This is a genomic window from Proteiniborus sp. (genome assembly GCF_040308045.1).
Lineage (GTDB): Bacteria > Bacillota > Clostridia > Tissierellales > Proteiniboraceae > Proteiniborus.
Window position 1 is genome coordinate 65545 of sequence record NZ_JAWRHZ010000055.1, and the last position, 25689, is coordinate 91233.

A 25689-nucleotide genomic window follows, 5' to 3' on the forward strand; every position below is an offset into this window, starting at 1 on the left:
CATGGATGATATTAATAATAGAATTGTTACAAGGAATTTAAAAGAAGAAGATACTGACATTGAGACAACTTTAAGGCCAAGAACATTGGATGAATATATTGGACAACATAAAGTAAAGGAAAAGCTTGATATATTTATTAAAGCTGCAAAGGGTAGAAACGAACCCCTTGATCACGTGCTTCTATATGGACCTCCAGGACTTGGTAAAACAACGCTTGCTAATATCATTTCTAATGAGATGGGTGTAAATATAAGAATTACTTCAGGACCTGCAATAGAGAGGCCTGGGGATCTAGCAGCTATATTGACAAATTTATCTGAAAATGATGTTTTATTTATTGATGAGATCCATAGATTAAATAGGAGCGTTGAAGAAGTACTTTATCCTGCTATGGAAGATTATGCACTTGACATAATAATTGGAAAAGGACCAAGTGCTAGATCGATAAGGCTAGACCTTTCTAAATTTACTCTCATTGGTGCAACTACTAGAGCTGGTTTATTAACTTCACCTTTAAGGGATAGATTTGGAGTTATATGCAAGCTTGATTTATATGATACTGAAAGTTTAAAGAAAATAGTTGTGAGATCAGCTAGTATATTAGATGTTATGATAGATAAGGATGGAGCTTTAGAAATTGCAAAACGATCAAGAGGAACACCAAGAATTGCCAATAGACTACTAAAAAGAGTAAGGGATTATGCTGAAGTAGTAGAGAATGGAAATATAACAAAGGAAGTAGCAAATAAAGCCTTAAAACTACTAGAAGTTGATCCACTTGGATTAGATAGTGTAGATAAAAAGTTAATATTAACTATAATTAATAATTTCGGTGGTGGTCCAGTTGGATTAGATACATTGGCTGCTTCTACAGGTGAAGAGCGAACTACCATAGAAGATGTGTACGAGCCTTATCTTTTACAATTAGGATTTTTGAATAGGACCCCTAGAGGAAGGGTTGCTACAAAAAGATGTTATGATTATTTTGGAATAGAGTACAGAGAAGATTAATAAGTACACAAAAGTAGAGGGGTGTTAATTTGAAGAGATATTTCTTGACAATTTTCTTAGCATTATTTATATCTTTTGTTCTATCAAACCAGGTGCTTGCAAGTGAAGATGATTATGTAAAAATCGGACTAAAATCACCTTTGAAATCGGTTTTTTCGGTAAACCTTAGTAGTGAAGGATTTCGAGTAGGAAAGTGGAAAGATGGTTATAATGCACTTTTCAATATTGATGAAAGTAGATTAACTGTTAGGATAGATGGTTATTATATAAATATATTTGGAAATTACACTAAGGCTGATGATGTATCTGCTGCTACTTGTGGACCTTTTCATATAAGGACTAACAAAGCATTTACTGCATATGATGAGGCCTCATATGAAGTAAAAAAACTTAGAAGCTTAAACATAGATGCATTTGTCTATTATAATCAAGATTTTTTTGAAATTTGGATAGGGCAGTTTATATCAGAGAGAAAAGCTATGGAAGAGGCAGCAGAATATATGGATTATTTAAATAACTTGACCGATATTGCTCTTGACAGTAAGGATAGAATTATGATATTAAATGAAAATAATGAAATAGTGTTGATGTTTGATAAAAATCAAGATATCCATTTATCTTCATTATCTACACAATATAAAGACTTAGTCAAAGTTGAAGGTGCTAGTTATAGAGATTTCATCACTTTTTCTAGAAATGAAAATGAGTTAGTAGTAATAAATAACGTTAGTATTCAGCATTATTTGTATGGAGTTGTGCCAAAAGAAATGCCTCCTTCTTGGCCGTTAGAGGCATTGAAAGCCCAAGCAATAGCAGCAAAGAACTATGCTTTATTATATAAAAATAAGCATAGTAATGAAGGCTATGAATTATGTGATACTCAACATTGTCAAGTATATGGAGGGTACAATTCGGAAAATATAATGACTAATAAGGCTGTTGATGAAACATCTGGGAAAATATTAACTTATAATGGTAAGCTAGTAGATGCTTATTATCATTCTTCAAGTGGAGGATTTACTGAGAATAGTGAGAATGTGTGGAGTAATAGTTTTCCATACCTTAGTGGGGTCAAAGATGATTTTTCCTTAGGTTCTCCCTATGATACATGGCAATTTGTAATTAGTGAAGAAGAAATAAGAAACAAGCTTTTCGAAAATGGCTTAGATGTTGGGTATATAACTGAAGTCGAAATTCTATCAACGTCTCCAAGTGGAAGAGTTCAAGAATTAATGGTCAAGGGAACAATGGGAACTCAAATACTAGCAAAAGAAAAAACAAGACAAATTTTTGGGACATCAAATATCAAGAGTACATTATTTAAAGTGAAATTTTATGGTGAAGGTAGTAATATTTCAACAAGAGATATTTACATATATAATTTTAGTAATGGAGACATTATAAAAAAGCCAATTGCTGAAGCTGCTGTCATAACTTCTGATGGGCTAAGTGTTTTGGATTCTATATTTTTATCAAATGGTATAACAATATCAGATGGTTCAAGTACTTATGAAATATATAATGAACTAGATAATAATTCAATAGATAGTGTTGGAAAATATGTATTTATTGGTAAGGGCTGGGGTCATGGAGTAGGTATGAGTCAATGGGGAGCTAAAAAAATGGCTGAACTAGGATATGACTATGTGCAGATTTTAGAACATTATTATACTGGAGCAATAGTTGAGTAAAGGATGATAACAATGAGAAAAGAAGATTTTTATTTTAATTTACCAGAAGAGCTTATAGCACAAACTCCAATAGCAAATAGAGAAGGCTCTAGACTGCTAGTTTTAGATAAGAAGACAGGAGAAACAGAACACAGTTTTTTTTCGGATATAACACAATATTTGAATAAAGGGGATTGTCTAGTATTAAATAATACTAGAGTAATTCCAGCAAGGCTATTTGGTCACCGAAAAGATACAGGTAGCAGTGTAGAATTTTTATTATTAAAGAGGATAACTAAAGATAAGTGGGAAACTTTAGTAAAGCCAGGAAAAAAAGCAAAACCAGGAGCAATATTTGACTTTGGTGATGGAGTAATGGAAGGAAAAATACTAGAGGTTAGAGATGGCGGTACAAGGATAATAGAATTTATATATCATGGTGTTTTTGAGCAAATACTAGATAAACTTGGGGAAATGCCACTTCCTCCTTACATCAAAGAAAAGCTTAAGGATAAAGAAAGATATCAAACTGTTTATGCAAAGAAGGAGGGTTCTGCAGCAGCTCCTACAGCAGGTTTGCATTTTACAGAATCTCTATTACAAAAGATAAAAGAGAAGGGAGTTAATATCGTATATATTACTCTTCATGTAGGCTTAGGTACTTTCAGACCTGTAAAGGTGGAGAATATTGAAGAACATGATATGCACTCTGAATATTATGAAATTGATAAAAATGCAGCAGACATAATCAACAACACTAAAAGTTCAGGAGGTAAAATTATAGCAGTAGGTACTACTTCTGTGAGAACCATAGAATCCGCAAGTAATGAATATGGTGAAGTATCTCCTAAAAGTGATTGGACTAACATATTTATTTATCCAGGATATAAATTCAAAATTGTAGATAATTTGATTACTAATTTCCATTTGCCAGAATCCACACTAATAATGTTAATAAGTGCCTTAGCAGGAAGAGAGAATGTTTTAAGAGCCTATGAAGAAGCAATTAGATTAAGATATAGATTTTTTAGTTTTGGTGATGCTATGTATATTAAGTAATTAAGATATATGAAATATTGTATTTTTATTAATAGGAGGCAATAATGGTATTTAGATATGAATTAATAAAAGAAGCAAGTGATTGTGGAGCTAGATTAGGCAAAATTTATACGCCGCATGGAGTTATAGAGACACCTATATTTATGCCAGTTGGAACTAGAGCCACAGTAAAGACAATGACTCCTGAAGAACTTAAAGACTTAGGGGCTCAAATAATTTTGGGTAATACCTATCATTTATATTTAAGACCAGGTCATAAACTTATTGAAGAGGCAGGTGGATTACATAAGTTCATGAACTGGGATAAGCCCATATTAACAGATAGTGGAGGATTTCAGGTTTTTAGCTTAGGAGAATTGAGGAAAATAACTGAAGAAGGTGTAGAGTTTAGATCACATATTGATGGTTCTAAGCATTTTATAAGTCCTGAGAAATCTATAGAGATTCAAAATTCTTTGGGTTCAGATATAATGATGGCTTTTGATGAGTGTGCTCCTTATCCGAGTGGTTGGGATTATGTAAAGCAATCTTTAGAGAGAACTACAAGATGGGCAAAGAGGTGTAAAGAGGCAAATAAAAACCCTGAAACTCAAGCTTTATTTGGTATAGTCCAAGGTGGAATGTACAGAGACTTAAGAGAACAAAGCGCTAGGGAAATTATTGACTTGGATTTTCCAGGATATGCAGTAGGAGGGTTAAGCGTAGGAGAGCCTGCAGAACTTATGTACGAGATGCTAGACTATACAGTACCATTATTACCTAAAGAAAAACCTAGATACCTTATGGGAGTTGGTAGTCCAGATTATTTATTTGAATCAGTAATCAGAGGTATAGATATGGCTGATTGTGTACTACCTACTAGAATAGCTAGAAATGGAACTGTCCTTACAAGCTGCGGTAAGGTCGTCATAAGAAATGCAAAATATTCAAAGGATTTTACAAGTCTTGATCCAGAATGTGATTGTTATACTTGTAAAAATTATACTAGGGCATACATTAGACACCTTTTTAATGTAGATGAGATATTGGGAGCAAGATTAGCAACTATACATAATGTCTACTTCCTCTTAAAACTCATGGAAAACATTAGGCAAGCTATAAAAGAAGATAGACTACTTAAGTTCAAAGAAGAATTCTATAATAAATATGGATATACAAAATAAAAATAAAGGATTTATAATGAAAATGTAGAATAATAAACAGGGAAAGGAGGGACTGTCTTGAGAGAAGTCATATTATTTGGAGCTGCTGCACAAAGTGGGAACTTATTATCAACTTTGATGCTCCCAGTATTATTCTTAGCTATCTTCTATTTCTTTATTATTAGACCTCAACAAAAAAAGGATAAGAAAATTAAAGAAATGAGAAATAGTGCAAAAGTTGGTGACGAGGTATTAACTATTGGAGGAATCTACGGAAAGATTGTGAAAATTAAAGATGATGTAATAACAATTGAAGTAGGCTCCGACAAAACAAGATTTAACATTACTAAATGGGCTATAGGTAGTATTCAAGCATCATCAGAAACAACAGAAGAATAAGGCTACATATAGTTTTTAACTATGACATGAAAAGATTTTCTTAGTTATTTTAATTAATAACTTGGAGGATCTTTTTTATTTTTTGTAATAAAATGACACGCACAGCATAAATATTGATTAAGGATATAGGAGGTGGAGTTATGAGTTATTTTAAGAACCAGAATAGTTCAAACTATTATACAGATATTATTAAAGGTACGATTTTAGGACTAATATTAACGATAATATTGATTTTTATTTTTACAATTATTTTGACTTATACAAAGCTCTCAGAAAGTCTTATACCATTGATTAATTCAATTATTATGATTATAGGAATTACTTCAGGGGCTGTTTTTATTTCAAGAAAAGTAGATAAAAAAGGATGGCTAAGTGGAGGATTAATAGGTGTTTTGTATTTCTTTGTTATATTTATTTTGGGGATATTATTTATTGAAGATTTTACAATAGATAAGTATTCTTTAATTAAAGGATTAATGGCTATAGTGACTGGTTGTATAGGGGGAATGATAGGTATAAACATAAAATAAACCTTTATTTAGCAATATTATTATGTTATAATCAATATGTTAATTATAAATTGTTTTTTTAAGGAGGCATTAGTATGAGACACATCAAAACTATTACTGGACGTAATTTAAAGAATACTGTTGCTAATCACGGATGTGGAGAATGTCAAACATCTTGCCAATCAGCATGTAAGACTTCTTGTACAGTAGGAAACCAGAAGTGTGAAAAATAAGTTGTTGTTACATAAAAAGTAGTGGGCAACCACTACTTTTTAATTTGAATTAATGATTCTATGAAAATTTATCACTTATAAATAATAATGATTTTTTTGAGTATAAGGAGGCTAACATGATACATAAGTTTGAATTAAATAACAAAAAGTTAATATTAGACATTAACAGCGGTTCGGTACATGTTGTAGATGACATAGTATGGGATATTATAGATTTTTATGAGAAGTCATCTAATAAGTGTGAAATAGTAAGTGCTTTAAATCATAAGTATGATGAAGAGGCAATTTCTGATGCCCTAAAAGAAATTCAAGAGCTTATTGAAAATGGGCTATTATTTAGCAAAGAATTAAGTATAGATAATATAGAATATAACAAGGAAAATATTGTTAAGGCTTTGTGTTTACACGTAGCACATGATTGTAATCTTAGATGCAAATATTGCTTTGCTTCTCAAGGTGACTTTCATGGAGAGAGACTTATTATGCCATTTGAAATAGGAAAGAAAGCATTAGACTTTTTAGTTCGGAGCTCAGGGAATAGAAGAAACTTAGAAGTAGACTTTTTTGGTGGTGAACCATTAATGAACTTTAATGTTGTAAAGCAACTTGTTTCTTATGGAAGAGAGTTAGAAAAAAAACATAATAAAGTTTTTAGATTCACTATAACAACAAATGGTGTTCTTCTAGATAAAGAAAAAATGGATTTCATAAATGAAAATATGGATAATGTTGTTTTAAGTCTAGACGGTAGAAAAGAAGTCAATGATAACATGAGGCCAACAATTACTGGACAAGGAAGCTATGATGTAATAACTCCAAAGTTTTTGGAATTTGTAAAGCTTAGAGGAAATAAGTCTTATTATGTTAGAGGAACATTTACTAGTAAAAATCTGGACTTTGGTAAGGATGTAATTAGTCTATATAAAGAAGGATTTAATAGTATATCAGTCGAGCCTGTAGTAGCAAAACCAGAACAAGATTATGCATTGTTAGAGGAGCATTTACCTTTAATCTTGAAAGAATATGAGGAGTTATCACAAGAGTATATTAAAATGAATAATGAAGGAAGAGGTTTTGACTTTTTTCATTTTATGATAGATTTAAACCATGGACCATGTTTTGTTAAAAGAGTAGTAGGATGTGGAGCAGGAGTTGAGTATATGGCAGTTACTCCAGAAGGCGATTTGTATCCTTGCCATCAGTTTGTGGGAAATGAAGAATTTAAAATGGGAGATGTAAATACAGGAATTATAAATACTAAACTTAGAGATAAATTTAAAAGTGCAAATGTATATTCAAAGGAAGATTGTAAAGACTGCTGGGCCAAATTTTACTGTAGTGGAGGCTGCCATGCTAATGCATATAACTTCAACAATGATATTACTAAACCCTACTCTATAGGTTGTGAAATGGAGAAGAAGAGAATTGAGTGTGCAGTATCAATTGCTGCAAATATAGACTAGGAGGAGAGCAATGATAACTGAATATCAATGCATGAAACCTAATACACATGAAAGTTGCTTTATTGCTAAAAGCGCAGAAATTATTGGGAAAGTAAGCATAGGAGAGTACACCAGTATATGGTATAATTGCGTTTTAAGGGGTGACGAAAATTCAATTACTATTGGGAAATATACCAATATACAGGATGGTACTGTTATTCATATAAGTAAGGATTATAGCACTGAAATTGGTGATTATGTAACAGTAGGTCATAAAGCAATAGTTCATGCATGTAAAATAGGAAACAACGTACTTGTGGGCATGGGAGCCATTATTTTAGATGGAGTGAGAATAGAGGATAATGTTTTAGTTGCTGCTGGTAGTATTGTTACTCCAGGGAAAAGAATTCCTTCTGGTTCATTGGTATTAGGTTCTCCTGCTAGAGTAGTAAGAAGTTTGACTAATGAAGAAATTGAGCAGTTAAAACAATCTGCGGTAGATTATGTAAAATATGCAGAAAAACACAAGAAATGACGAATATTGCCTTAGTATTGACTTCAAAGTTGTTAAGGTTGTATAATAGTCTTTATGAAGATAGAAGGGGGAATAATAAAATGAACCTTAGAAATACAATAGTTTTTATATTAATATTAGCGATAATTGGGGTTACAGCTTATAGTGCCATGTCTGGAGTTGATTTAGGAAAGATTAAGATCCAGACTGCTAGAGAAAAAGTAGGCTTAGGGCTTGACTTGGCAGGTGGAGTTTATGTGTTACTAGAAGCTCAAACAAATGAAACAGGAGCAGAATTAGATAAAAAAGTTGACCAAGCTATGACAATTATAAGACAGAGAGTGGATAGTCTTGGGGTAGCTGAACCCAACATAGTTAGAGAAGGTAATAAAAGAATAAGAGTTGAACTTGCTGGTTTAAAAGATACGCAACAAGCTATTGATATGATTGGTAAAACAGCTCAACTTCAATTTATTGATACTGAAGGAAATATAGTGGTAACAGGGAAAAATGTGAAAAAGTCAGAAGTTGCTTTTCAACAGGTAAGTACAGGTGTAGAAGAACCAGTGGTATCCTTAGAATTTGATAAAGAAGGTGCTTCAAGCTTTGCAGAAGCTACCTCAAGATTAGCGTCCAAAACTAATGATCAAGATAAGATTATTTTTATAGTATTAGATGATAAGGTTATATCAAATCCAGTTGTAAGAACAACAATAAATGATGGAAAAGCTGTAATTGAGGGAGGATTTGATGTTCAAAGTGCAAGTGAACTTGCAACTTTAATTAGGGCAGGAGCATTACCAGTGGAACTTAAAGAAGTTCAAACATCTATTATCGGACCAACACTTGGGCTTGAATCTTTAGATAGAAGTATTTATGCTGGTGCAATTGGTTTGGCTCTAATTTTCTTATTTATGATTATCATATATAGAGTACCGGGATTTATTGCAGATATTAGTTTGACTATATATGTATTAATAGTACTAGGTATAATGATAGCATTAGGAGTAAAACTAACTTTACCAGGTATTGCTGGACTAATTCTTTCAATAGGTATGGCTGTTGATGCCAACATCGTTATTTTTGAGAGAATCAAGGAAGAACTAAGAGTAGGTAAAACCATCAGAACAGCAGTAGATAGCGGTTTTAAGAGAGCTTTATCTAGTGTATTAGATGCAAATGTAACAACTCTTATTGCAGGTTTAGTATTATATTATTTTGGAAGTGGCCCAATAAAAGGATTTGGAGTTACTTTAATCATTGGAATTATTTCGTCAATGATTACAGCAGTATTTATAACAAAGTTCTTATTAAAACTCTTTATTGGAACAAACCTAGTGAAAAATACGAAACTTTATGGTGCGTAAGGGGGGAAATATTGTGAATATAATTAAGAAAAGAAATGTTTTTTTCATACTATCAGCTCTAGTTATAGTATTTGGTCTTATATATGGACTTTCTACTGGATTAAACTACGGCTTAGACTTCACAGGTGGAACTTTAATGCAAATTGATTTAGGAAAAACTGTTTCGGTTGAAGAAATTAGGAAAATCACTGATACTTTTGACACAAAAGCAAGTATAATTCATGCTGGAACTGATAAAAAAGAGATAATAGTTAAATCCACCTTAGATTTGGATAACCAAGAAAGAAACGAAGTTTTTACAAAATTTAAGGAAGAATATGGTTTAAAAGATGATGCTCTTGTACGATCAGAAAAATTTGGACCATCTATAGGAAGTGAAATTCAAAAGAAAGCGTGGCTTTCAATTATTATTGCTACATTAGGTATGCTCATATATATTTCTTTTAGATTCGAAGTTAAGTTTGGTTTAGCTGCTATTATTGCTTTAATTCATGATACTTTGGTAGTTTTAGCTGTTTATGCTATTTTTAATATTCCACTAGATAGTTCCTTTGTAGCTGCTATTTTGACAATTGTAGGTTACTCAATAAATGATACAATAGTAGTTTTTGATAGAATTCGTGAAAACCTAAAACTTATGAAGAAAGAAAAATATGAAGATATTGTTAATATTAGTATAAAGCAAACAATAAAAAGAACAATTAACACTTCATTTACAACATTATTAGCAATAGTTACTTTATATATATTGGGAGTAGATGCAATTAAGGATTTTGCTTTTCCACTTATTGTAGGTATATTAGTAGGAACCTATTCTTCAATATTTATTGCTAGTCCAATATGGTACCTTTTAAAAACAAAGCTTAAGGAGAAAAATAATACAAATATGAATAGAGCCTAATTGAAACTGCCCACAGGCAGTTTCTTCTTTTTTATTCCATTATTACAGAACAATAATTATTGTTAAATCTATTATTATCATGGTAATATATACTCATAAGAGAAGATTTTCATTATAAACATAAAAATTTCTAAACTTAGTGAGGAGGTATTAAGATGCAAGCAGGATTTATTATATCATTAGTGTTCGCTATTATAGTCGCGGTTTTTGCACTTAGAAATGGAAATAATGTAAATATCGATTTTCTTTTTGCAAAGGTTCAAGTATCACAGGCCATAGTTATTTTTGTTTCAGCAGCTTTAGGTGCGATAATAGTAACTGTGCTAGGCTTAGTAAGGCATGTAAAATTATCTATTAAGATTAAAGAACAAAACAAACAAATTAGCTGTTTAGAAAATGAAAAACAATTACTAGAGAATAAAGTTGAAGATATGATAACAAAAGAAACAGTAAATAATGATAAAATAATTGATGAAGATAATGAGAAAAAAGTTGAACAGGAAAAGAATCCTGATGTTAGCGAAAATGACAAGTTTATTGGTATCGAATAGTATATTATTGTTGAACACTATATAAGTATAAGCTATAATGATAATGTATTTTCTATTTAGTAGGTGAGCAAATGATAAAATTCAGTAGTCTGGTAAAAATTGCTGAAAGTGATAATTCAGCAGTAGAAAAACTTAGTAAGGCCCTTAATATTTCAAGGCTTACCTCAAAAGTAATGATAAATAGAGGAATAATAGATATAGAAGAGGTAGAGGAATTTTTAAATCCAAATATTGAAGATTTTTTAGATCCTTTTTTATTAATGGACATGGATATAGCAGTAGACAGAATAATTGAAGCAATACACAAAGGTGAGAATATTTGGATATATGGAGATTATGATGTAGATGGGGTCACTAGTACATCAATTCTGATTCTTTATTTGAAAACTTTATGTGAAAATGTACAATTTTATATCCCAGATAGAATGACTGAGGGATATGGACTTAACAATGAAGCTATAGACTATATAAAAGGCAATGGTGGAGAATTAATAATTAGTGTTGATTGTGGAATTAAATCATTTGATGTTGCAGAATACTGCAGAGCTATTGGAATAGACCTAATAATAACTGACCATCATACATGTGATGAGGAGCTACCTAAGGCTTTAGCAGTTATAAATCCGAATAGATTGGATAGCGATTATCCCTTTAAAAAACTTGCTGGAGTAGGAGTTGCTTTAAAACTTATACAAGCGTTAGCATTGAAAATAGACACAAAAATAGATTACAGAAATATTCTTCCAATTGTAGCTATAGGTACTGTAGCTGATGTAGTATCTCTAACAGGCGAGAATAGAATTATAGTTAAAAATGGATTGTATATGATTAAATATACTGATAATCAAGGTGTAAATGCTCTTTTAGAAGTTACTGGCCTTGGTAATAAGGAGATAAATAGTGGACATATTGGGTTTGTTATAGGACCTAGGATAAATGCTACAGGTAGAATTGGAATGGCTAAATATGCTGTTCATCTATTTACTACAAAGAATTATAATGAAGCTATGCGTTTAGCTAATATGTTAGATGAGGAAAATATAAAAAGGCAAAATATCGAAGCTAAGATATTAGAAGAAGCTGAATATATTATTAATAAAGAAGTTGATTTAGATAAAGACAAAATATTAGTAATAGCCTCTGAGAATTGGCATAGTGGAGTTATAGGTATAGTAAGTTCTAGAATAACTGAAAAATACCATAGACCTAGTATTTTGATATCTATTGAAGGAGACGAAGGAAGGGGATCAGCAAGAAGTATTTCAAGTTTTGATTTATATGAGAATTTGAGCAAATGTAAGGATTTACTCATCAAATTTGGAGGACATAGACAGGCTGCAGGACTTACTATAAAAAAAGATGAAATTGATAAATTTAGAAAAAGAATAAATAATATTGCAGATGAAATACTAGACGAGATAGACCTTGTACCTCAAAGTATTGTTGATGCAGAAATTGATATTGAAGAAGTTATATTAGATTCTGCTAAAGAACTAAAATTACTTGAGCCGTTTGGAATAAATAATCCAAGTCCCATTTTTTTACTTAGAGGTATTTTAATTAAAGCAATTAGACCTATAGGTAAAGATGGCAAGCATTTAAAACTAACAATAATGAAGGCTGACCAATATGTAGACTGTATTGGGTTTAACTTTGGTAGTTATTATAATGATTTGAAAATTGGTCAAAAAATAGATTTAGTTGTATCTATTGATATTAACGATTTCTTGGGCCAGCAAAGTGTTCAGCTTATAATAAGAGATATTATTACATCATATAAAGAAAAGTTAGAAAAGTCAGGTGGATACATAAATTCTCTTTTATCTATACTTGAGGGAATTGATAAAAAGAATGATTTTTGTTCTAATAATGTTATTATAAAAAATCAAAGTGATGATGAGAGAACTAGCTACATAATAAATACCATAAAAGAAAATGATAGCATTTTAATTATTATCAATAATATTTTCAATTTAGGAAAGCTACTAAATACGATGCAATATGAGGGACGAGACCTTGTTAAAAAAGTAGGAATTTCCTATAATGCACCTATAGAACATAAATCATGTGACATTATTATTAACCCCACTTTAAATCGTTTAAATATGAAAAATTATAAAAAAGTTATTTTGTATGACATGTGTTTTAATGAAAGTTACTTAATGGAAATAATTGATTTTTTTAAACATGTTACTGTACAAGTCCAAGTGGTTGAAAGTGACTTTACAAATAATAGATTTTTAATTGAATATATATTACCCAAAATTGATGATATTAGATTAATATATAAAACATTTATTTCAAGAAAAGAAGAATATCTTAGAATTGAAACAGATAAATATTTAAACTCATTAGCAGATAAAACTAATAATAATATAAATAGACTAAAGCTGCTAACTATTTTGGTAATACTAAAAAAAGCAGAATTACTAGATTATACAATAAAAAATGAGTTTCTATTTGTGAAAATGTTTAGTATGCCTAATAACAAAATTGATATGTATAGAGTTACTGTTTATGAAAAACTTAATGGAGCATTAGCTGAAATATTCAATTTAAAAACAGCATTAAATTTCTTAACTAAATTAGAGGAGGAAGCATAATGGATTTTAAAAGCAAAATAAGAAGCATTCTGGATTTTCCTAAGAAAGGTATTAATTTCAGAGACATAACAACAGTATTAAAAGATAAAGAAGCATTTCATGAATGTATTAAGCAAATGGCAGATCATCTGAGAGATAAGAATATTGATATTATTGTAGGACCTGAGGCTAGAGGATTTTTAATAGGAGCTCCTCTTGCATACGAACTTGGTGTTGGTTTTGTACCTGTTAGAAAGCCAGGAAAGCTTCCTTCAGAGATCGTAAGTTTTGAATATGAGCTAGAATACGGAACAGATAAACTTGAAATGCATAAAGATGCTATAGAAAAAGGACAAAGAGTCGCTATAATTGATGATTTACTTGCAACTGGAGGAACTGCACTATCAACATGTAAAATGGTTGAGCAACTAGGTGGAGAAGTAGCATCAGTTGGATTTTTTATTGAATTAGAAGATATTAATGGAAGAAAAATCTTGGAAGATTACGATGTGTTTTCAATAGTAAAATTCTCATAGAAAAAATATATTTTCCAAAATTTACAACAGCCCATAATTTGGGCTGTTTTTATAAAAACTGTATGCTTTGTTTTATTTTTTTTATCTAATTATTTCATGAATCGTTTGAATCTGTTATACTATATTTATATAATTTTGTAGAAACTAGACTTTAGTGAGAGGTTGAGGAAATTGTTAGAAAATTTAATTCAAAAAATTGAAGAGTACAATCCTCATGGTAATATGGAACTAATAATAAAAGCATATAATTTTTCTGAATCTGCTCATGCTGGACAACTTAGAAATTCAGGAGAAAGATTTTTTATTCATCCTTTTAATGTGGCAATGATTTTAGCAGAGCTTAACATGGATACCGCAACAATAGCTGCGGCGCTTTTGCATGATGTTCTTGAGGATACAGATGTGACTTATGAGACCTTAGCTAAAGAATTTGGCGAAGAAATAGCCAATCTAGTTGATGGAGTTACAAAGCTAAAAAAATTAAAATATAGAACTAAACAGGAGACTCAGGCGGAAAATCTTAGAAAAATGGTTATTGCTATGTCTAAAGATATTAGGGTCATTATTATTAAATTGGCTGATAGACTACATAATATTAGAACTCTTGAATATATGTCAGATGCTAAGAAGAAGGAAAAAGCATTAGAGACACTTGAAATATATGCCCCAATAGCTCACAGGCTTGGTATTTCAACAATTAAGTGGGAGTTAGAAGATCTTTCTTTAAGATATATTGATTCAGAGGGATACTATGATTTAGTAGAAAAGGTATCTAAAAAGAGAAGAGAAAGAGAAGCATATATAAGAAATGTTATTGATGTTTTAAAAGAAAAGCTAGACGAGATGGAAATTGAAAATGATATTAGCGGTAGGCCTAAAAACTTTTATAGTATATATAAAAAAATGGTTTATCAAAATAAAACTTTTGAGCAAATTTTTGACCTAACAGCTATTAGAGTTATTGTTGATTCGGTAAAAGATTGTTATGGAGTACTGGGCATTGTTCATACTCTATGGAAGCCAATACCAGGTAGATTTAAAGATTATATAGCTATGCCTAAACCTAATATGTATCAATCATTGCATACTACAGTTATAGGACCACAAGGTGAGCCTTTTGAGATACAAATTAGAACTTGGGAAATGCATAGAACCGCAGAATATGGTATAGCTGCTCATTGGAAATATAAAGAAGGCTTAACCAAAACAGATGGTTTTGAGAACAAGTTAACATGGCTAAGACAGCTATTGGAATGGCAAAAAGAACTCAAAGATCCTAAAGAATTTATGGAGTCATTAAAAATCGATTTATTTACTGATGAGGTTTTTGTATTTACTCCTAAAGGTGATGTTATAAGTTTACCAGCAGGTTCTACCCCTTTAGATTTTGCATATAGGGTTCATACAGCTGTGGGGAATAATTGTGTCGGGGCAAAAGTAGATGGTAGGATAGTTCCTTTAGACTTTAAATTAAAGAATGGCAATATTGTCGATATATTAACCTCATCAAGTAGTAGTGGACCAAGTAGAGACTGGTTGAAAATAGTTATTAGCAGTCAAGCAAAAAGTAAGATAAGACAATGGTTTAAAAAAGAGGAAAGAGATTCAAATATAAATAAAGGCAAAGAATTATTAGAAAAAGAGGCTAAAAGACAAGGATATAAATTAACAGAACTCTTAAAGGAAGATTGGCTTAAATCCATAGCAAAGAAAGTTAGTTTAAATAACGTAGATGATTTATATGCTGCAATAGGATATGGAAGCATTACTTTACCTCAGGTAATTAGTAAACTAAAAGAGAACTATAGAGAGTACTACAATCAAATATTAGATGAAAAGGAAATTGTAAGTAAGCAAATTGCATCAAAAAGAGAATATAAACCAACCCAAGGAATTTCAGTAAAAGGTGTAGATAATGTTAAAGTAAGGTTTTCTAAATGCTGTAGTCCTGTCCCTGGAGATGAGATTGTTGGATATATAACAAGGGGACGTGGGGTATCAGTTCATAGAAGTGACTGCCCTAATGTTAAGGGCTTAGAAATACAGGAGAGATTTATTGATGTAGAATGGGACACTGATAAGAAAACATCCTATCAAGCTGAGATTCAAATCAAAGCTACTGATAGATCTGGACTATTAACTGATATTACACAGCTTTTAACAGATATGAAGCTTACTGTAACATCACTAAATGCGAGAACAAGTAAAGAAAAAACAGCTCTTATTAATTTAACACTAGAAATTAAGGACATTGAACAACTAAAAGAGTTGATGAAAAAAATAAAAAGGCTTGAAGGAGTTATCGATGTATATAGGGTTATAACTTAGAAGGGAGAATTACATGAGAGCAGTCGTACAAAGAGTTTCAACAGCAAGTGTTAGAGTAAATGATGAAATGGTGAGTTTAATAAATAAAGGACTTTTAGTATTATTGGGAGTTGGGCATGATGATAAAGATAAAGATATAGATTATCTAAGCAACAAAATTATTAACCTTAGAATTTTTGAAGATGAAAATGATAAAATGAACCTCTCTCTATTAGATATTAGCGGAGAATTACTTGTCGTATCACAATTTACTTTATTTGGAGACACAAAAAAAGGTAAAAGACCTAATTTCATGAATGCAGCACCCTCTAACTTGGCTAATGAAATGTATTTAAAATTCGTTGAAAAGTGCAGGACCTATGGTATAAAAGTAAAGACTGGTGTTTTTGGCGAGCATATGGATGTAGCTCTAATAAATGATGGACCAGTCACAATAATAATAGATAGTAATAAGGATTTTTAGGAGGTTTTTTAATGATCGTTGAAAGATTACCACTAGGAGTGTATGCAGCCAACTGCTATATTGTAATGTGCGAAGACACCAATGATGCTATGATAGTAGATTTAGGAGGTGAACCTGAAGAAGTTATAAATAAATCAAAAGAGCTAGGCTTTACTATTAATTGTATAGTGCTGACCCACGCCCATGGTGATCATATAGCTGGAATACCAGGTCTTTTACATGAAATTAACTGCCCGGTCTATGTTCATGAAAAAGACGAGGAAATGCTATTAAATCCTGAGCTAAATCTGTCTGCTACAATGTCCATTGATCGCATTAGCATTAAAGCAGATAAATTACTTAAGGCTGAAGATATTTTGAAAATTGGAAACTTAAATATTGAAGTTATCCATACACCTGGACATACAATGGGAGGGATAAGCTTAAAAGTAGAAAATTATATTCTAACAGGAGACACTTTATTCAAAGGTTCAATTGGTAGAACTGACCTTTATGGTGGCTGTTATGATACGATTATTGATTCAGTTAATAGGAAGTTGTTAATTTATGATGATGATACAATTATTTTGCCAGGACATGGACCTGCTTCAACAATAGGAATTGAAAAAAAGACTAATCCTTTTGCTAAAAAGTAAAATAACAGAATACTCTCAAAGATAAGTGGAAGAATAATAACAAATAACTTTGGGAGGCTTTAACGTGAAAAATTTGTACTTTAACTATAAAGATAATAGCTTTTTGAAGGATATAGAAATAATAGATTTACTAAAATTAAAAGAGATTGGGTTAAATGACAGTGAGGTAGCAAGTGAGCTAAGGATTCCAAAATCTCATTTGTCAAAATTGTACAGTGAATATGATGTTGAATTACAAGGGGAATAAAAATGATTTATGTATGCTTAGAGGGACATAATTTTAGATATGAAGTAAATGAATTGGTAAAAGTATTTTATTTTAACAAAGACATAAACTTTATTGAAAATAAGGCTTTGACTGATACTCAGAGCCTTTTAATCATGAGCACTTTGACTAATACCATAAACAAAGTTTCAGTAAATACAAAAGTTTATGAAGGAAAAGAGATCATTAGTAGTGATAATATAGATGATATATCTAAAATTGACATTAAAGATAATAATGATGTTAAGATAGCTAAACTTGCCATAAAACAGTCAATTTTTGATGCTTTGTCAAAAATTAATTCAATCAAGGTTCCTTGGGGAATTTTGACTGGAATAAGACCTACTAAGATTGTTCATAATTTATTAGGTAAGGGTGTTGGGAAAACTGACATAATGAACATATTGATTGAAGAGTATAAGTTGAAAGAGGACAAAGCAAAGCTTACATTAGATATTGCTGTAGTTGAGAAAAAAGTTACAGACTTAGTTGATAACAATAAATTTAGCTTGTATGTGAATATACCTTTTTGCCCTACGAGATGTCTATATTGTTCTTTCCTATCCAACCCAATAAGTAAATATAAAGAGCTAGTAGATATTTATACTGATAAACTTATTTATGAAATTCATAAAACTAAAGTTCTTTTAAAAGATAAGATAATAGATACAGTATATATAGGTGGAGGAACTCCAACTTCTTTACCGGTAGAAAATCTTAATAGAATTATAAAAAGCATATATGAATCTTTTAATAAGAATAATATTAGAGAATTTACTGTTGAAGCGGGCAGACCTGATACAATTACTAGGGATATGCTTTTAATGCTTAGAAATAATGATATAAAACGCATAAGCATTAATCCTCAAACAATGTGCCAAAAAACACTGTCTTTAATTGGACGAAAACATACCCCACAAGATATAATTGACGCTTTTAAATTAGCTAAAGATATGGGGTTTGAAACTATAAACATGGATATAATAGTTGGCTTGCCAGAAGAAGGTCCTAAAGAGATAAGAGCTACTATGGAAGAAATAATGAAGCTAAATCCAGAAAATCTAACTGTTCATACTATGGCAATAAAAAGGGCATCAAGATTAAAGGAAAACCTTGAGAAATACTCGTTAGCTGAACAAAACACTATAGAAGAAATGTTGTCTATTACGAAAAATTATGCAAGCAATATGGGTATGCATCCATATTATATGTATAGGCAAAAACAAATATTAGGAAATTATGAAAATGTGGGATATTCTAGAACGGAAAAAGAATGCATATATAACATTCTAATTATGGAAGAAAAGCAAACAATTATCGCAGTAGGTGCAGGTGGTATAACTAAAATTTTCTATCCAAAAGAGAATAGGATAGAAAGAGTACCAAATGTAAAAGATTTAAAAGAATACATTGCTAGAGTTGAGGAGATGATACAAAGAAAGGAAAAATATATAAAAACATTGACATAAATATTTACATAAACTATAATATTAAGCAATACATAAATACTATGAATGGAAAGAGTAGTTAAGTCGCTTAGTAATAGAGAGTCGATGATGGTGGAAAATCGATACTAATATTTAATGAAGACATCCTGGAGTAGATATGCTGAAACAAAGTAAGCCTATTCGTTAACCAGCGTTAATGGTTTTTAAGTGGGATATTTACATATGTCCAACAAGGGTGGTACCGCGGGAAATACACCTCTCGTCCCTGTCATTTTATTTGACAAGGATGGAGGTGTTTTTTATTTTTTAAAATATTAAAGCAATTAAGGAGGAAAAAGTATGCTAACAAAGGCGCCAAAGGGCACCAAAGATGTATTATCAACAGAATCATTCAAATGGCAATACCTCGAAAGAATCTTTAGAGAAGTATGTGAGAGCTTTGGATATAAAGAAATAAGAACACCAGTATTTGAGCATACAGAGCTTTTTGAAAGAGGAGTAGGAGAGACAACAGATGTTGTACAAAAAGAAATGTATACCTTTGAAGACAAGGCAGGGAGGAGTATAACCTTAAAGCCAGAAGGGACAGCACCTGTAGTTAGAGCATTCATAGAGCACAAACTATACTCAGGTGCAATGCCTCTAAAATTTTTCTACATTACTCCATGCTATCGTTATGAAAGACCACAAGCTGGTAGGTTAAGGGAATTTCATCAATTTGGAATAGAAGTATTTGGAAGCAGCCATCCTGCAGTGGATGTTGAAGTCATGAGCCTTGTATATAATATCTATAAAATCCTTGGCGTAGAAGGTATAGAGCTTAGTATTAACAATATTGGATGCCCAAAATGTAGAACAGAATACAACAAGAAATTGAGAGAGTTTTTAAAGGATAAATTAGACAGCCTATGTGAAACATGCCAATCTAGATATGAAAAAAATCCTATGAGAATTTTGGACTGCAAAAATGAAAGATGCCAGACTGAAATAATTGATGCTCCGCTTATGGTTGATTATCTGTGTAATGAGTGTAGCGACCACTTTGAAAAGGTGAAGGAATATCTGGAGATAGCTGGCATTGAGTATAAAGTTGATCCTAAAATTGTACGAGGATTAGATTATTATACAAAGACTGCATTTGAGTTTATTTCAAATGAAATAGGTTCTCAAAGTACTGTATGTGGTGGAGGAAGATATGATGGGCTTGTAGAAGAGCTTGGAGGTCCACAAACACCTGCTGTTGGATTTGGAATGGGTATGGAAAGACTTTTACTTACCCTAGAGAATAATGGAATAGAAGTCCCTAGAGAAAAAGGCTTAGATATATTCATAGTTACAATTGGAGATAAAGCTGACAAAGAAGCTTTTAGACTGTTAAATAACCTAAGAAAAAATGGAATATCTGCTGATAAGGATTACTTGGAAAGAAGTATAAAGGCCCAATTTAAGTATTCTGATAAATTAGAGTCTGAATACACTATGGTAATCGGAGATGATGAAGTAGATAAAGGTATAGTATCAATTAAAAACATGAAAACTGGAGAACAACAAGAAGTAAAGCTAAATAATTTAATTGATGAATTAAAATTCAAGTTAGGGAGGTAATATTATGGGAGAATCAATGGGAAGTTTAAGAAGAACACATATGTGTGGAAATCTTAGAATAGACAACGAGGGACAAGAAGTAGTATTAATGGGATGGGTTCAAAAAAGAAGAAATCTTGGTTCATTAATATTTGTAGATTTAAGAGATACTTCTGGTATAGCACAAGTAGTATTTGACAGCAATATTTCAGAAGAAACCTTCAATAAAGTAGAAACAATAAGAAGTGAGTATGTTTTAGCTGTTAGAGGTAAAGTATATAAAAGACAGTCTATAAATAAAGAGCTGCCAACAGGGGAGATAGAAGTATTTGTTGAAGAGCTTAAAATATTAGATGAGGCAGAGACTCCACCTATTTATATTAAAGATAATGATGATGTAGCTGAAGCTATGCGTTTAAAATATAGATATTTAGATTTAAGAAAACCTTCAATGCAAAGCAATTTAAAAGTGAGACATAAAACTGCTAGAGTAGTAAGAGAATTCTTAGATGAAAACTTTTTTGTAGAAGTTGAAACTCCAATGCTAACAAAACCTACTCCAGAAGGCGCAAGGGACTACTTAGTGCCTAGCAGAGTTAACCCAGGTAAATTTTATGCATTACCACAATCACCACAGCTATTTAAACAGCTACTAATGGTATCAGGTATGGATAGATATTATCAAATAGTAAAATGCTTTAGAGACGAAGATTTAAGAGCTAATAGACAGCCAGAATTTACCCAAATAGATATTGAAATGTCATTTGTTGATATTGAAGATGTATTAGCTATAAATGAAAAACTAATATATAAAATATTTAAGGAATTAAAAGGAGTAGAAATATCACTTCCAATAGACAGAATGACTTATGATGAAGCTATGAATAGGTTTGGTTCAGATAAACCAGATTTAAGATTTGGATTTGAGATTAAATATTTATCTGACATAGTTAAAAATAGTGAATTTAAGGTATTTGGTGATAATGTAAAAAATGGTGGGGATGTAAGAGCAATAAATGTAAATGGATATGGAGAAGAATTTACTAGAAAAAACATCTCTCAATTAGAGGACTTTGTTAAAACTTACGGAGCAAAGGGATTAGCTTGGATTAAAATATCAGATGAAGGTATTACTTCACCTATAGCCAAGTTTTTAAAGGAAGAAGAGCTAAACGGTATTATAGAAAGGATGGAGGCAAAAAAAGGAGATTTAATACTAATAGTAGCTGATAAACCATCTGTAGTCTTTGCATCCTTAGGAAGTTTAAGAATTGAAGTAGCTAAAAGATTAAACTTAATAAACAATGATGAGTATAAATTAGTTTGGATAACTGAATTCCCACTATTTGAATATGATGAGGAAGAAAAAAGATACGTTGCAAAACACCATCCATTTACTCATCCAGTAGACGAAGACATAGAATTATTAGAGACTGCACCAGAAAAAGTAAGAGCAAAGGCTTATGACATAGTTATAAATGGAGACGAAATAGGTGGAGGAAGTATTAGAATAAATAATTCTCAGCTACAAGAAAGAATGTTTAAAGCGCTAGGTTTTACTATGGAAGAAGCATGGGATAAGTTTGGATTCTTATTAGAAGCATTTAAATATGGAGCTCCACCACACGGCGGGATAGCATATGGCTTTGACAGGTTAATAATGCTTTTAACAGATAGAGATAATATTAGAGACGTTATAGCCTTTCCTAAGACACAAAGTGCAACCTGCCTACTCACAAACGCACCAACTATAATAGCAGAAGAACAGCTTAAAGAGATACATGTAAGTACTACAGTGAAAGAATAAAAAATAAAATTAGGTAATTACTAAATAAAGTTATTATCTAAAAGCCCGAGAATCCTAGTTTTGCAATGAATATCTTGGGCTTTTTGTATTCTTGACGGCTTGCATTCTAAAAATAATTTCAAAATTAAAACATTTATTTAATTCAAAAATATTAAGAAGGAATTTATAATAACAAATAGAATTCAAAGAATATGATGTAGTACATAATAGAGGAAGCCCCTAAACATCTATTAGAATAAAAAGTATATTATTGATACATAACTAAAACTGTGCTATTATTTATTTGTTCATTAATTTGAAACAATACGATATTTATATAAGGAGAGGTATTATATGCTGCACGCTTTCTCAAGAACTGAGATGCTAATAGGAACAGAGGGATTACAAAAACTAAAGACTAGCAAGATTGCTATATTTGGTATTGGAGGAGTCGGTAGTTTTTCAGTCGAGGCTCTTGCAAGAAGTGGAGTGGAATCCTTTGCACTTGTAGATAATGATGATATTAGCCTGACTAATATAAATAGACAAATTCATGCTACTAGAAAAACCATAGATAATCCTAAAGTAGAAGTAATGAAAGAACGTATACTTGAAATAAATCCAAAAGCAAATGTGGTTACTCATAAGGAATTGTACAATAGTAGTAGTGCAGAAAGGCTGTTAGATGATGATTTTACCTATGTTATAGATGCCATAGATATGGTTTCATCAAAACTAGATTTAATTGAAAGATGTAAAAATAGAAACATTCCTATAATTAGTGCTATGGGAGCTGGTAATAAATTAAACCCAACAATGCTTGAGGTATCAGATATTTATAAGACTAGTGTTTGTCCTTTAGCAAAGGTAATGAGAAAAGAACTAAGGAGTAGAAATATTAAAAGCCTTAAAGTTGTATATTCAAAGGAAATTCCTATAAAACCTCAAAATCTTGGTGAAGATTATGAAACAAATTGTACTTGTCTAAATAAGGATAGATTGAATGTAGTAAGAAGACAGGTACCTGGTAGTGTTTCATTTGTGCCTTCAGTTGCTGGTTTAATTATTGCATCTGAGGTAATCAAAGACATTTTGGGTATAAGTAATATATAATTAAATTATGGAGGTTGAGAAATGGAGCAAATTGGGTTTGTTGTTAACGTTAGTGACAATATGGCAAAGGTTGTAGTAGGTAGAACTTCTGCATGTGGAGAAAACTGTGCTTCATGTGGTTCAAATTGCAATGTACAAGGAGTGTCACTTGATGTTAAGAACACTTTAGGAGCTAAAGCTGGGGATTATGTGGAGCTTAAGGCTCATACAAGTCAAATTTTGAAATCAGCAATTATCGTATATTTGTTTCCACTATTTGCTATGATAGTAGGGATTATATGGGGAATAAATATTTTTAAGTCTGTTGGACATTCTAGCTACGAAACATATGGCTTTTTAATGGGCTTAGCCTTTTTAGGATTTTCATATATTATTTTGAAACTAGTTGATAATAAAATTAAGAAGAATAATAGAACAATTATTGAAATGACCAGGATAGTAAACAAATAATTAATAGTTATTTTTGTTTGCAGAGGAGGATGGAGGATGGAAGCTATAAAACAAAGCAATAATAGCGATAACATTCAAAAAAGACTTAGGAGAATAGAAGGTCAAATAAAAGGAATACAAAAAATGGTAAGTGAAGAGAAATATTGCGGTGATATTTTGATACAAATTGCAGCAGCTAGGGCAGCACTCAACAAGGTAGGTGGGATGATTCTAGAAAGTCATATGAAAGATTGCTTAAAGAAATATCTTGAAAATAAGGGAGAAGACGAAGTATTAGATAATTTAATAGATACAATGATAAAGTATACTAAGTAATTTGAACTTATTCAGTAGTGTTTTTTAAACTACCTAGAAATCAATTTTATATTTTAAAAAAGCTTTAGAGAAGAATGATTTCCCTAAAGCTATTTTTAGTTAATTGTTTTTAAAATATTGCTTAATACTGAAAAATTAGCTAGGTTTTTTTTGCTTTTGATTAATTAAAGCTCTGCTAAATGAGGAAGATACAATTATTCCTATTGCAATTGTTATTGCAATAAATATAGCCTCTGTTCCCAATTCTGCAGCACCTGTAAAATCCTTATCGATTATAGCTAACATTGTATAGTACATTCCAGCTCCTGGAACTAGTGGAATAATACCTGGAATAATAAATATAGATGCTGGTTTTCTAAAACGCTTAGCCATAAATTCACCTAAAAAACCAACTGTTATAGCAGCTAGAAAGGTGCCTGCTATTGAAGAAGAAAAAATATTTCTCGTAATAATATAAACTACCCAGCTTATTGCACCTCCAAAGCTTGATTTGATAACAGAGTCTCTCGGTATATTAAAAAATATTGCAAAACCTGCAGTAGATAAAAAAGCATAAGTGAACTGAATTATGTAAAACATCATTATACTCCCCCATGATATATTATAAGCATAAGGCCTACTCCAAAGGCAACAGATAATGCTACTATTATTGCTTCTAGCCCTCTTGACATGCCTGCTAAGAAATCGCCAAGCATTGAATCTCTTGCAGCATTTGTGATAGCAACTCCTGGAACCAATGGCATTATAATACCGATTATTATTTTATCCATATTATGTCCTATTCCAAGCTTAACTGATATAATTGCAAAAAAAGTACCAATTGCAGCAGCTACGAAATTATTAATAAAATATATTATATTGGTTTTACCAAGTATGTTTGTTATCTTAACTACGATTATACTTATGAGAAATGCACAAATAAAATCATTAATCGTTCCTCCAAATAAGAGAGAAAAAAAGCCTCCAGCAAATCCTCCAAATAAAATGTTAATAAGGTGTGGGTATGCTTTTTCGTTATCAATTTCTTTAAGACATTTAAATCCTTCTTCTATAGTCATATCAGAGTTGACAAAATTTCTTGAAAACTCGTTTACCATAGCTATTTTATTTAAATCAATAGTCTTACTTTTTGTTCGCTGAATATATGTCATTATGTCATCACCAAATCCAATTGCTAAATGGATTCCAGTGGGGATAACAAAAGGCTCTGAGTATGTAATAAAGCTTCTTGATTTGCATATTCTAGAAATTGTATCTTCGACACGATAAGTTTCTGCACCATTTTCAAGCATTATTTTGCCAGCTAAAATAGCCATACTTAATAATTTTTTAGCTTCCCTTTTTATTTCCACTTCAATACCACCCTTTATGTATATATATCTTTA

26 protein-coding genes and 1 other annotated feature are annotated in these 25689 nt (G+C 31.2%); of the genes, 24 read left to right on the forward strand and 2 right to left on the reverse strand.

Annotated elements, in window-relative coordinates; genetic code table 11:
* Position 1 precedes the first annotated feature (1 nt).
* The 24 genes from ruvB to ABV008_RS11300 all read left to right on the forward strand — a co-directional run bounded on the left by ruvB (position 2) and on the right by ABV008_RS11300 (position 24304).
* Complete coding sequence (gene ruvB, locus ABV008_RS11185; protein WP_502929777.1) at positions 2–1012, forward strand: Holliday junction branch migration DNA helicase RuvB; 1011 nt, start codon at positions 2–4, stop codon at positions 1010–1012.
* 44 nt (positions 1013–1056) lie between these two features.
* Positions 1057–2703 carry a SpoIID/LytB domain-containing protein gene (locus ABV008_RS11190; RefSeq protein WP_352419903.1) on the forward strand — a complete coding sequence of 549 codons (1647 nt, stop codon included), beginning with the start codon at positions 1057–1059 and terminating at the stop codon, positions 2701–2703.
* A gap of 12 nt (positions 2704–2715) precedes the next feature.
* Positions 2716–3741, forward strand: a complete 1026-nt coding sequence (gene queA / locus ABV008_RS11195) for a tRNA preQ1(34) S-adenosylmethionine ribosyltransferase-isomerase QueA (protein WP_352419904.1) — start codon at positions 2716–2718, stop codon at positions 3739–3741.
* Positions 3742–3785: 44 nt separating this feature from the next.
* The gene (gene tgt / locus ABV008_RS11200) at positions 3786–4904 is read left to right on the forward strand and encodes a tRNA guanosine(34) transglycosylase Tgt (protein WP_352419905.1); all 1119 of its coding nucleotides are present in this window, start codon (positions 3786–3788) and stop codon (positions 4902–4904) included.
* A 57-nt stretch (positions 4905–4961) separates the two neighbouring features.
* Positions 4962–5282: a preprotein translocase subunit YajC gene (gene yajC / locus ABV008_RS11205; protein WP_352419906.1), complete on the forward strand. Its 321-nt coding sequence runs from the start codon at positions 4962–4964 to the stop codon at positions 5280–5282.
* A gap of 140 nt (positions 5283–5422) precedes the next feature.
* A complete protein-coding gene (locus tag ABV008_RS11210; protein WP_352419907.1) occupies positions 5423–5812 on the forward strand; it encodes a TIGR04086 family membrane protein in 390 nt (129 codons plus the stop codon).
* Positions 5813–5886: 74 nt separating this feature from the next.
* Entirely contained in the window at positions 5887–6024 is a 138-nt protein-coding gene (gene scfA / locus ABV008_RS11215) for a six-cysteine ranthipeptide SCIFF (RefSeq protein WP_352419908.1), read from the forward strand.
* A gap of 116 nt (positions 6025–6140) precedes the next feature.
* A complete protein-coding gene (gene scfB, locus ABV008_RS11220) occupies positions 6141–7487 on the forward strand; it encodes a thioether cross-link-forming SCIFF peptide maturase (RefSeq protein ID WP_352419909.1) in 1347 nt (448 codons plus the stop codon).
* Positions 7488–7497: 10 nt separating this feature from the next.
* Complete coding sequence (locus tag ABV008_RS11225) at positions 7498–8001, forward strand: gamma carbonic anhydrase family protein (protein WP_352419910.1); 504 nt, start codon at positions 7498–7500, stop codon at positions 7999–8001.
* Positions 8002–8081: 80 nt separating this feature from the next.
* Positions 8082–9347, forward strand: coding sequence for a protein translocase subunit SecD (gene secD, locus ABV008_RS11230; RefSeq protein ID WP_352419911.1), 1266 nt, complete (start codon positions 8082–8084; stop codon positions 9345–9347).
* 13 nt (positions 9348–9360) lie between these two features.
* A complete protein-coding gene (secF, locus tag ABV008_RS11235; RefSeq protein WP_352419912.1) occupies positions 9361–10248 on the forward strand; it encodes a protein translocase subunit SecF in 888 nt (295 codons plus the stop codon).
* A gap of 155 nt (positions 10249–10403) precedes the next feature.
* On the forward strand, positions 10404–10799 hold the full coding sequence (locus ABV008_RS11240) for a LapA family protein (RefSeq protein ID WP_352419913.1): 396 nt from the start codon (positions 10404–10406) through the stop codon (positions 10797–10799).
* Positions 10800–10870: 71 nt separating this feature from the next.
* On the forward strand, positions 10871–13402 hold the full coding sequence (recJ, locus tag ABV008_RS11245) for a single-stranded-DNA-specific exonuclease RecJ (RefSeq protein ID WP_352419914.1): 2532 nt from the start codon (positions 10871–10873) through the stop codon (positions 13400–13402).
* Entirely contained in the window at positions 13402–13917 is a 516-nt protein-coding gene (locus ABV008_RS11250; protein WP_352419915.1) for an adenine phosphoribosyltransferase, read from the forward strand. The genes recJ and ABV008_RS11250 overlap by 1 nt, the downstream gene beginning before the upstream one ends.
* A gap of 171 nt (positions 13918–14088) precedes the next feature.
* Positions 14089–16245: a RelA/SpoT family protein gene (locus ABV008_RS11255; RefSeq protein ID WP_352419916.1), complete on the forward strand. Its 2157-nt coding sequence runs from the start codon at positions 14089–14091 to the stop codon at positions 16243–16245.
* A 13-nt stretch (positions 16246–16258) separates the two neighbouring features.
* Positions 16259–16708, forward strand: a complete 450-nt coding sequence (gene dtd, locus ABV008_RS11260; protein WP_352419917.1) for a D-aminoacyl-tRNA deacylase — start codon at positions 16259–16261, stop codon at positions 16706–16708.
* 11 nt (positions 16709–16719) lie between these two features.
* On the forward strand, positions 16720–17343 hold the full coding sequence (locus ABV008_RS11265; protein ID WP_352419918.1) for an MBL fold metallo-hydrolase: 624 nt from the start codon (positions 16720–16722) through the stop codon (positions 17341–17343).
* Between the two features lie 64 nt (positions 17344–17407).
* Complete coding sequence (locus tag ABV008_RS11270; RefSeq protein WP_352419919.1) at positions 17408–17590, forward strand: hypothetical protein; 183 nt, start codon at positions 17408–17410, stop codon at positions 17588–17590.
* Between the two features lie 2 nt (positions 17591–17592).
* On the forward strand, positions 17593–19077 hold the full coding sequence (gene hemZ, locus ABV008_RS11275) for a coproporphyrinogen dehydrogenase HemZ (RefSeq protein WP_352419920.1): 1485 nt from the start codon (positions 17593–17595) through the stop codon (positions 19075–19077).
* Between the two features lie 32 nt (positions 19078–19109).
* Positions 19110–19326: a binding site (T-box leader), on the forward strand.
* 69 nt (positions 19327–19395) lie between these two features.
* Positions 19396–20661 carry a histidine--tRNA ligase gene (gene hisS, locus ABV008_RS11280; protein WP_352419921.1) on the forward strand — a complete coding sequence of 422 codons (1266 nt, stop codon included), beginning with the start codon at positions 19396–19398 and terminating at the stop codon, positions 20659–20661.
* Between the two features lie 4 nt (positions 20662–20665).
* Positions 20666–22447, forward strand: coding sequence for an aspartate--tRNA ligase (gene aspS / locus ABV008_RS11285; RefSeq protein WP_352419922.1), 1782 nt, complete (start codon positions 20666–20668; stop codon positions 22445–22447).
* A 333-nt stretch (positions 22448–22780) separates the two neighbouring features.
* Positions 22781–23539 (forward strand): tRNA threonylcarbamoyladenosine dehydratase, encoded by a 759-nt coding sequence (locus tag ABV008_RS11290; protein WP_352419923.1) that lies wholly within the window; start codon positions 22781–22783, stop codon positions 23537–23539.
* A 21-nt stretch (positions 23540–23560) separates the two neighbouring features.
* Entirely contained in the window at positions 23561–23989 is a 429-nt protein-coding gene (locus ABV008_RS11295; RefSeq protein WP_352419924.1) for a SoxR reducing system RseC family protein, read from the forward strand.
* 36 nt (positions 23990–24025) lie between these two features.
* Complete coding sequence (locus tag ABV008_RS11300; RefSeq protein ID WP_352419925.1) at positions 24026–24304, forward strand: metal-sensitive transcriptional regulator; 279 nt, start codon at positions 24026–24028, stop codon at positions 24302–24304.
* Between the two features lie 135 nt (positions 24305–24439).
* Here ABV008_RS11300 and ABV008_RS11305 read toward each other — a convergent pair whose 3' ends face one another.
* Both ABV008_RS11305 and ABV008_RS11310 read right to left on the reverse strand, forming a co-directional pair.
* A complete protein-coding gene (locus ABV008_RS11305) occupies positions 24440–24886 on the reverse strand; it encodes a threonine/serine exporter family protein (protein ID WP_352419926.1) in 447 nt (148 codons plus the stop codon).
* Positions 24886–25656: a threonine/serine exporter family protein gene (locus ABV008_RS11310; RefSeq protein WP_352419927.1), complete on the reverse strand. Its 771-nt coding sequence runs from the start codon at positions 25654–25656 to the stop codon at positions 24886–24888. Before ABV008_RS11310 ends, ABV008_RS11305 begins: the two co-directional genes overlap by 1 nt.
* Positions 25657–25689: the final 33 nt, after the last annotated feature.

Coding starts and splice junctions, on each gene's coding strand:
- ABV008_RS11225 (WP_352419910.1), top strand. CDS start 7,498: ATGATAACTGAATATCAATGCATGAAACCTAATACACATGAAAGTTGC.
- ABV008_RS11265 (WP_352419918.1), top strand. CDS start 16,720: ATGATCGTTGAAAGATTACCACTAGGAGTGTATGCAGCCAACTGCTAT.
- secD (WP_352419911.1), top strand. CDS start 8,082: ATGAACCTTAGAAATACAATAGTTTTTATATTAATATTAGCGATAATT.
- ABV008_RS11290 (WP_352419923.1), top strand. CDS start 22,781: ATGCTGCACGCTTTCTCAAGAACTGAGATGCTAATAGGAACAGAGGGA.
- scfB (WP_352419909.1), top strand. CDS start 6,141: ATGATACATAAGTTTGAATTAAATAACAAAAAGTTAATATTAGACATT.
- hemZ (WP_352419920.1), top strand. CDS start 17,593: ATGATTTATGTATGCTTAGAGGGACATAATTTTAGATATGAAGTAAAT.
- ABV008_RS11210 (WP_352419907.1), top strand. CDS start 5,423: ATGAGTTATTTTAAGAACCAGAATAGTTCAAACTATTATACAGATATT.
- ABV008_RS11240 (WP_352419913.1), top strand. CDS start 10,404: ATGCAAGCAGGATTTATTATATCATTAGTGTTCGCTATTATAGTCGCG.
- recJ (WP_352419914.1), top strand. CDS start 10,871: ATGATAAAATTCAGTAGTCTGGTAAAAATTGCTGAAAGTGATAATTCA.
- tgt (WP_352419905.1), top strand. CDS start 3,786: ATGGTATTTAGATATGAATTAATAAAAGAAGCAAGTGATTGTGGAGCT.
- dtd (WP_352419917.1), top strand. CDS start 16,259: ATGAGAGCAGTCGTACAAAGAGTTTCAACAGCAAGTGTTAGAGTAAAT.
- ABV008_RS11300 (WP_352419925.1), top strand. CDS start 24,026: ATGGAAGCTATAAAACAAAGCAATAATAGCGATAACATTCAAAAAAGA.
- ABV008_RS11305 (WP_352419926.1), bottom strand. CDS start 24,886: ATGATGTTTTACATAATTCAGTTCACTTATGCTTTTTTATCTACTGCA.
- aspS (WP_352419922.1), top strand. CDS start 20,666: ATGGGAGAATCAATGGGAAGTTTAAGAAGAACACATATGTGTGGAAAT.
- ABV008_RS11295 (WP_352419924.1), top strand. CDS start 23,561: ATGGAGCAAATTGGGTTTGTTGTTAACGTTAGTGACAATATGGCAAAG.
- hisS (WP_352419921.1), top strand. CDS start 19,396: ATGCTAACAAAGGCGCCAAAGGGCACCAAAGATGTATTATCAACAGAA.
- scfA (WP_352419908.1), top strand. CDS start 5,887: ATGAGACACATCAAAACTATTACTGGACGTAATTTAAAGAATACTGTT.
- ruvB (WP_502929777.1), top strand. CDS start 2: ATGGATGATATTAATAATAGAATTGTTACAAGGAATTTAAAAGAAGAA.
- ABV008_RS11250 (WP_352419915.1), top strand. CDS start 13,402: ATGGATTTTAAAAGCAAAATAAGAAGCATTCTGGATTTTCCTAAGAAA.
- queA (WP_352419904.1), top strand. CDS start 2,716: ATGAGAAAAGAAGATTTTTATTTTAATTTACCAGAAGAGCTTATAGCA.